Consider the following 8,621-nt stretch of genomic DNA (forward strand, 5'->3'; position numbering starts at 1 on the left):
GAGAGCTAGCGTTGCGAGAATCCTAGCTGCTCTCGCCGAAGGATGGCGCCGCGCGCCAGACATCCGGCCAAGAAGCGCAATCCGCTGAATCGGTTGCGGCATCCTATTCAACGAAAACCTTCACGCTTGCCGCGCGGCCGGCGGCGTCGATCACGGTGAGCGTCGAATAGCCGGCGCCGTCGGGCAGCCAGGTGGCGGTGCGGCGCCGGTCGATGCCGGACAGCGGCTTGCCGTTGGCCAGCCAGCGGAAGGGCGCGCGGCCGCCCTGCAGCTTCAGCACCAGCGGCGAGGCGTCGGCCGAATTGGCGGCGAGGTCGACGCGCGCGCCGTCGGGCGGAAAGACGATCGTCGGCGCGGGCTCGGCCGGCGTTGCCTGCACCAGCCCGTCCGATCCGGCGCCGAAGCGCGCCAGCGTCACCGGCAACTCGTCGCGTTTTGGGCGGTGCACGCCGGCCGGCTGGCCGGGAAGCGGAACGGTGGCGAGGCCGGCGCGGACGAAGCCCTCGAACAGGATCGGGGCGGCCGAGACGTATCCGGACAGCCCGGGCACGGCGCCGGCATCGGCGCGTCCGACCCAGACGCCGAGCACATAGCGGCCGTCGAAGCCCACCGACCAGGCGTCGCGGTAGCCATAGGAGGTGCCGGTCTTGTAGGCGATGCCGCGCTGCAAGGCGCCCTCCGGCGGCTTCACGCCCGACAATATGTCGGTGATCTGCCAGTTGGCCTGGTCGTCGAGGATGGTGGCGGTGGTGCGCTCGGCGTTGGCCGGCTCGGTGCCGTCATGCAGCGTGTGCGCCTTGCCGCCATTGGCGAGGCCCGTGTAGAGCTGGACGAGATCGCGCAGCGTCACACCGACACCGCCGAGGCCGATCGCCAGGCCCGGCGCCTCGTTGACCGGCAGCACCGGCTTGACGCCGGCCTGGCGGAAGCGCGCCGTCAGCCTGGCCGGTCCGACCGCGTCGAGCACCCGGATCGCCGGCACGTTGAGCGAGAGCTGCAGCGCCTGGCGGATGCTGACGTCGCCTTGATAGCCCATGTCGAAATTTTTCGGCCGGTAGCCGCCGAAATCGGCCGGGCTGTCCTCGATGATGGTCTCCTGCGCGACGAGGCCCTGCTCGAAGGCGAGCCCGTAGATGAACGGTTTCAGCGTCGACCCCGGCGAGCGGACGATCCTGGTCATGTCGATCCAGCCGGAGCGGCTGGCGTCGAAGAAGTCGGCCGAGCCGACCTCGCCGAGGATGTCGCCGGTGCGGGCATCGGCCAGCACCATGGCGACGGAAAGTTTTGGGCCGAGCCTGGCGGCGGCTTCCTTCGCCACCTGTTCCAGTCCTTGCTGGACGCTCCTGCGGATGGTGAGCTGCAGCGGCTTGCCCGGTATGGCCTTGGGCAGCATGGCATAGGCGGCATGGGCGGCCAGCGCCGGCAGCTTGCGGCGCAGGCCGGAGACATCGTCGAGGGCGGCGCGCGCGGCTTCCCGTTCGCCGAGCAGTCCGGCGGAAACCATGCGCGTCAGCACGCGGTCACGCGCGGCATGGGCGATGTCGGGGTTGCGGTCCGGCCGCCGCTTCTCCGGCAGTTGCGGCAGGGCAACGAGCAGTGCTGCCTCCGAGACCGTCAGCCGCTTCGGCTCCTTGCCGAAATAGGCGAGCGAAGCGGCACGCACGCCTTCGAGGTTGCCACCATGTGGCGCCAGCGTCAGGTAGCGCTCCAGGATCTCGCGCTTGGAAAGCCGCCGCTCGATCTGGATGGCGCGTAGCATCTGCTTGATTTTGGAGCCAAGGCTGCGACTGTCGCGCGGTTCGATCAGCCGGGCAAGCTGCATCGACAGCGTCGAGCCGCCGGAGACGATGTGGCCGTTGCTGACGAACTGACCGGCGGCACGGCAAAGCGCCAGCAAATCGACGCCGTCATGGTCCCAGAAGCGCTTGTCCTCATAGGCGACCAGCATGTCGACGAACTGCTTGTCGACCTGGTCGAGCCGGGTTTCGAGCCGCCAATAGCCGTCGGAGGTGGCGAAGGCGCGCAGAAGCTGACCGTCGCGGTCCTGCACTTCGGTGGAGACCGCCAGCTTTTTTGGCAGCGGCGGCGGATAGGCGCGGTCGAGCTGCCAGAGGGTGGCTGTGGAAAGGGCAACAACGCCCACGCAACAAGCCGCGGCTATGGCGCTGCGTCGCAGGAATTTTCTGGAAAGCATGGCGCCGCCCCTCATGGTCCTGCCGGACATTTCTCCCCGTATAGAGACGGGGAGAAAGGGGCTGTTGCCGATGGTTTCGCCAATCGCCAACGGTGCAGAATAGTCGGAGAAATTCGCGACAGCCCCCTTCTCCCCGTCACTATACGGGGAGAAGGTGCCGGCAGGCGGATGAGGGGCAGCGCCATCGCCACGTCTATCAAGGCGCTTACGGCGCCTTGACCTCCATCATGCCAGTGGCGGTGCGGGCCGAATATTGCGGCCTATACATATCCTCCACCGTTGCCGCCGGATGGGCATAGGTGCCGGGCGTCACCGCGCGCACAACATAGGCCAGCGTGATGTTGCGGTCGCCGTCGCCGTCGTTCGGGTTGAAGGCCGCGACGAAACGGTCGTCGCGGAACTCGAGATGGGCGGCGTCGGTCTGCGCCAGCCAGGAGAAGTTCGACAGCTGGGCGCTGGACACCAGGCCCGGATTGTCGATCTCGAAGCCGGCCGGCAACAGGTCGGTGATCAGGAGGCGCGAAGGCCAGCTGTTCTGCTCGTAGACCTTGAGAACGACGACATAGCGCTCGTTCTGCGTGGCCTCGGTGACGTTGGCCTCGGTGCCATCGAGCCTGTAGTAGGTGCGATCGATGGTGAAGCCGTCGCCACCGGCCGGCAGCGACTCAACCGGCGAGGCCACCGTGGTGACCACCGCCTGCAGCGGTGTCTTGCCGGTGTTGGCGATGGTGAGCGGGCTGCCGGCTATATCGCTGCCGCCGAAGCGGTCGGAATAGCCGCCGGAATGCGGCGCGCCGTTGACGGAGAGCGTGATGGAATCATTGCCCTCCTTCAGCGCCCGCGCGGCGAGCAGCATCCAGGATTCATCCTGCGTGCTCGTCCAGCGGGCATCGGCGCGCTCCCGGGCCACCAGCTTGATCAGCGCCGGCACGATGGTCGGCACCGGCTTCGATTCGGCGGCCAGCGCCAGGATTGCCGCGCCGTCGCGGAGCGGCGAACCATAGTCGGAGCGGTAGTAGTCGTACTCGGTGCCCGCCTGCGCTAGACGCAGCGCGGTCTGGAAGGTGGCCTCCGAGCGCTGCGCGTCGCCGTAGAGAGCAAGGCTCGCCGCAAGCTGCGCGACGGCCATCGGGCTGGTGAAGGCTTCGAGCTGGGTGTCGGCATAGTAGCGCAGATCGCCGATCGAGGCCTTCTTGTTGCGGGCCAGCACATAGAGCGCGTAGGCGATCTCGCTGCCGCGATCCTGGACGTCCTGGTCGTAGCCGAGCGAGTTCTGCAGGTTGCTCAGCGCCTGGTTCATCGCCAACGCCGGCACGTCGTATTTCTGCTCGCGCGCCCGGGTCAGGAAGTCGCTGACATAGGCGTCGAGCCAGAGATCGCCGGAGCCTGGGCCCCACAGGCCGAAGCTGCCGGCCGAGGCCTGATAGCTCAGCACCTTGTAGATCGCGTCCTGGATGCGGCCGTGCAGGTCTGGATCGCTGGCCATGCCGATGCCTTCGGCCAACTCGTTGACATAGAGCAGCGGCATGGCGCGGCTGGTCGTCTGCTCGGCGCAGCCATAGGGGTAGCGGTCGAGCGTCATCAGCAGCGAGGGCACGTCGAAGGCGGCCGCCTGAGAGACACCGACGCTTACCGAAGCGCCGTCGAGCAGGCTTGCCGCCAGGAGGCCCTTGTCGACGCGTAGGGCGCCGACATTGGGCTTGAGGTCGACCACCAGGCGGGTGGTGAGCGGCAACTGCGCCGGCCGCACCGGGACATAGAGCGTCTGCTCGACCTCGGTGCCGTCGGCATGGGCGAGCTTGACGGTGATCGTGGCGTCGCCCGCCGTCCTGGCGATCAACGGCACGGTCAGGGTCTGGCGCTTGCCCTGGGCGAGCGTCAGCCTGCCGGGGAGCGGCTTGTCGCCGGTGGACAGGTCGCCTGTCGTGTCGATCGATAGGGCATAGTCGCCGGCTGGGCCGTCGGTGTCGGCGATGTCGAGGCGCATGAGAGCGTTGTCGCCGGGCGCCAGGAAGCGCGGCAGGCCGGCGGTGATCACCACCGGATCGCGCACGATGACATCGGCCTGAGCGTGGCCAACCGCTTCCTTGGTCCAGGCGACGGCCATGACACGCACGGTTCCATTGAACTGCGGGATGTCGAAGTCGATCCTGGCCTTGCCGTCGGCGTCGAGTTGGACGGGACCGGAGAAGAAGGCGACCAGCTTTTCGGTCGGCGGGCTGCCCTGCGCCTGCAAGGCGGCGCCGTCGCCGCCGGTGCGCAGCTTGCCGGTGGTGCCGAGCGAGCCATCGATCAGGCGGCCGTACAGGTCGCGGATCTCAAGCCCCAGCATGCGCTGGCCGAAGAACCAGTTTTCCGGATCGGGCGCCTTGTAGTTGGTGAGGTTGAGGATGCCGACATCGACGGCGGCAACCATCACATAGGCATTGCTGCCAGGCTGCACGCCTGCCACCGCGACCGGGATCGACAGCTGCTGGCGTGGCTTTGTCTTCTCAGGCGGCGTCAAGGTGACAGCGAGCTTCTTCGAGCCCGGGTCGACTGCCAGCCATTTCACGCCGATGGCGCGGGCCGGCATGCGCGTCTCCTGCGCGTCGCCCGGCCGGAACAGTGTCGCCGTAACATAGGCGCCGGCGCCCCAGTCGTCGCCGACCGGGATGTCGACGGTTCCACCGCCGGCAGGTACGCTTGCGGTGACGGTCTTCAGCAATTTGTCGGCGCCGATGGTGACCAGCAATTCGCCGGCAAAGTGCGGCGAGACCTTGAGCTTGGCCACGTCGCCAGCCGCGAAGGTGTCCTTGTCGAGAGCAATCTCGAGGCCGTCGGGCGTTTCGGTGGTGGTCGAACTGACATACCAGCCGCCATCGAATTCGTAGCTGGTCGCCGGACCCTCGGGATCAGCCGTCTCGACCTCGAGCCGGTAGCGGCCCCAGTCGACCGGCAGCGACACGGTTGCCTCGCCATCGGCGGCAAGATCGATCTGACCGTTGGCCACCGATTTGGTGAAGGTGACCGGCTCGTAATTCCATGAATTGTTGGAGCGGTACCACTGGTAATTGCGCTCGACCTTGACCAGCGACCACAGCGCGCCTTTCAGCGCCTCGCGCTTGCCGTCGGGGTCGACGGCGATCAGGCTGAACTTCGCCGTGCCGCCCTGCGGCACCTCGTCGTTCTCGAAATCCGGACGGATGCCGATCATGTGGCCCTGCGGGCGGATGCCGATGTTGAGCGATCGCTCGACGGCGCGGCCGCCGGTTTCGCGCATGCGGACGGTGACCTTGGCGTCGACCAGCTTGGTGGTTGAGGGCAACTGGTCGACGGCGACCGGGAAAGTCGCCTTGCCGTCGTCGCCGACCACGGGCAGACCGGCGAGCGGCGTCACCGAGGGCTCGGCCGACTGCTCGTCGGCGAGACCGAAGGAATAGCCCTTGAAGCGGTCCCAGTCGCGGGCGGTCGACAGCGTCAATTCGCCTTCGAGCGCAAGTCCGGCGGCCGGCGCGCCATAGAGGAAGCGGCCGTCGACGGTGACGTTGGCGGTTTCGCCCTGCGCGATCTCCTTTTTGTCGGCGGAGAGGTCGAACTCGATGCGATCCGGCACGAAGTCCTCGACCAGGAACATCTGGCTGGCGACGGCCGCCTGCTTGGGATCGGTATGGATCGACACTGTCCAAGTGCCGCGCATGGCGTTGGGCTCGAGCGGCAGGTCGACGGCATGGCCACCAGCTGAGGCGCCATCGCTGACGATGCGGCGGTCCTCGACGCCGTCTGGGCGCGTGAAGATGAAGGTCAGCGGCAGGTTCTCGACCGCCTTGGCGGCGCCGTCGCGGGCAAGGGCCGCGACATGCACATCCTCGCCGACACGGTAGATGCCGCGCTCGGTCCAGGCATAGACGTCGAGCGCACCGGGCGCCGGACGCCCGGTGACGCCACGGTCGGAGAGGTCGAAGCCGGCCCGCCCCATATCGAGGAAGACGAAGTCGTTGTCGCCTTGCTTGGCCATCAGCACGGCCGGCACCATGCCGCCTTCGCCGCGCGTCAGGCCGGGGTTGAAGACGGCGCGGCCCTCGGCGTCGGTGGTGGCGGTGCCGAGGATCTCGTTGTTGCGGGCGAGCAGCGTCAGCTCGGCACCCGTGATCGGCTTGGCGCTTCCAAGCGAGCGGGCAAAGACGTTCAGCCCGTCCTGCCCGGTATAGGTGGAGAGCCCAATGTCGGAGACGACGAACCACTGCGTCGCACGCGAATCATACTCATCGCTGTGGTCGTCGACAGCCTGGGCGGTAAGCACATAGACGCCGGGCTTGCGCTGCGGCAGCGCCTCGTCGACCGGGAACGAAGTGGTGACCTCCTTGTTGAGGTCGTTGGCGATGTCGAGCTGGCCTTCCCAGACCGGCGAACCCATCTGGTCGGAAATGTTGGATAGATCGTAGCCGTCGAGCTGCTTGAGGAACTGGTAGCCGGACAGAAGCTGCGCCAGCGAACGGTCGCCGATGCGGTAGAGCTTCATCTTGGCTGCATTCATGTTGACGGTGACGACCGGGATGCCGCGGCGCGCGCCCGCCGGCAGCACGAAGCTGTCGCCGGTGAAGCGGGCGGAAGGCGCACGATCCTGGACATAGATCGACAGCACCACAGGCGCGCTGGTCACCTCGCCGATAGCCGCCGGCAGGCCGGCGCGGAACGTCACCTCATAGTGCTGGCCATGCTCCAGCCCTTCGACGCAGATCTGCTTGTCCTTGGCTTCGACGCCCTTGGGGGCGGCGTTGTCGACGGTGACGAACTGCGAATAGTCGACACCGGTCTTGACCAGATCCTCGGAGAATTGCGCGCAGATGCGTGGCGCGCTGGTGTCGGCATCGACCGTGTGATCGATGACGCGGAAGCCCTTGCGGGCCTTGAGGTCCGCATAATCGGCCTGGACCGACGGTGAGCTGACCAGCGCGAGGCTCGCTTCATAAGCCTGCAGCGACGGCCGGTAGAGATCGCGGCGGTCGAGACCGGCGCCGAGCAGCGCGAGCGCTTGGGCGCGCGTCTTGGTGGTGCGCACCAGCTTGTAGGCGTTGAAGGCGGCGGACGTGCCGTTTGCCGGCAAGGTCGACCCTTCGGACGTGTTGGAGGCCGGCTGCACGGCAAGCGTCTCGCGCGCCAGCTCGAGCCAGAGATGGCCGTCATCGGGCAGCACCGTAACCGCGGCTTCGTATTTCTGCATGGCCAGCCGGTGGTCGCCGGTAAGCTGCGCCTGCTCGGCCGCGGCCTGCAGCGCCCCCAGACCCTCGGTCGGCTTGTCATAGACCGGATCGGTCAGCTTGTTGCGGTACTGCTGCGCCTGGTCGGCCATCCAGCCGGGGAAAAAAGCCAGTTCCGGCGGCGCGCCGATATCGGGATCGCCATCGACATTGGCGACCTTGCCGGCAATGGCGCCGTTGAAGGGTTTAAGCTGGTTAAAGTCGGATTTGAGAAAGCACCATTTGGCCTTGGTGTTGTAGGTGAAGGCCCGGCAGGCGGGGTCGCCCAGGCATGTCGTCTTGCATTGGTCAAGGCTGACATTCTGGTCGGACCTGAGGTCGAACCCGAAATAGTCGGAATTGTCCGTCGTCACGATCCGCCGGGCTTCCGCCGCTTGCGCGACGCCGCTGAAGGCGAAAAAGAGAAGAACCAGGAAAGAGAGACCACGAGCCGCGCGCATTGCCACATCACCCTCCAGATATCGCCAGCGTCCCGGCATGATCAAGCTTCAGTCAGGCTTGTCAACGCCGGAGCTCGGCAGGTTTGCACCCACCAACGGGTTCCATGCCGGCCAAAGGCCGGTATTTCAACAAAACCTCCATAGGACAGGGGATCACGCAATCTTGCGAAGACGCAAAAGGTGTGAATTCCAAGCCCTGTCTATTTCAGACAATTGGATTGTGGCCCCTTTACGAGCGTTTCAGAACTTCATTCCAATTTTAGTTTTGTCGACTAGGTTGTCTTAATGCCGGCGCATGAAAAGCAGATGTCAGGGGGGATCGCGCCAGGGCGCGGGCTTCCGCGCGCCCTGCTTCTGGCCGCGCTTTGCTCTGTTGCTTTCATTGCCGAATCGCGGCCGGCGACGGCCTTCGAGATATTCGGCATCAAGCTCTGGGGTTCCTCCAGCGACGAAGATGCCGATATTGTCGATCCGCTGCGCTACTCAGTGACCATCGAGGCGCCCGATGCGGACAAGGACCTGGTCAAGAAACTGGAAAATGCCTCGACGCTGAAGGCGGACGAGGAGCGCCCGGTCTCCGGCTCGCTCGGCCTGCTGGCCAAGGCGCGAGCCGACCGCGAGCAACTGGTCGCCGCCCTCTATGCCGACGCCCGCTACGAAGGCGTCGTCACCGTCACGATCGAAGGCAAGCCGCTCGACGACCTGCCGCCCGACGCCGAGTTCAAGGGGCCGCAACCTATTCCAGTG

At 66.5% G+C, this 8,621-nt stretch carries 2 protein-coding genes and 1 pseudogene; 1 reads left to right on the forward strand and 2 read right to left on the reverse strand.

The genetic code is table 11. The annotated features are described in order from the left end of the window. Window positions 1-103 precede the first annotated feature (103 nt). Window positions 104-2,209 (reverse strand): penicillin-binding protein 1C, encoded by a 2,106-nt coding sequence (pbpC, locus tag EN781_RS17815; protein WP_126059413.1) that lies wholly within the window; start codon window positions 2,207-2,209, stop codon window positions 104-106. Window positions 2,210-2,399: 190 nt separating this feature from the next. Then, the gene (locus tag EN781_RS17825; RefSeq protein ID WP_127400191.1) at window positions 2,400-7,880 is read right to left on the reverse strand and encodes an alpha-2-macroglobulin family protein; all 5,481 of its coding nucleotides are present in this window, start codon (window positions 7,878-7,880) and stop codon (window positions 2,400-2,402) included. Window positions 7,881-8,159: 279 nt separating this feature from the next. Here EN781_RS17825 and EN781_RS17830 point away from each other — a divergent pair. Further along, window positions 8,160-8,621 (forward strand): annotated as a pseudogene (locus EN781_RS17830) (outer membrane protein assembly factor); the annotation flags it as partial.

The sequence above is a fragment of the Mesorhizobium sp. M4A.F.Ca.ET.090.04.2.1 genome (assembly GCF_003999085.1).
In the GTDB taxonomy this organism is placed as follows: Bacteria; Pseudomonadota; Alphaproteobacteria; order Rhizobiales; family Rhizobiaceae; genus Mesorhizobium.

What these genes read in the sequence shown, in the direction of transcription:
- pbpC (WP_126059413.1), bottom strand. Translation starts at nt 2,209, where the DNA reads ATGAGGGGCGGCGCCATGCTTTCCAGAAAATTCCTGCGACGCAGCGCC.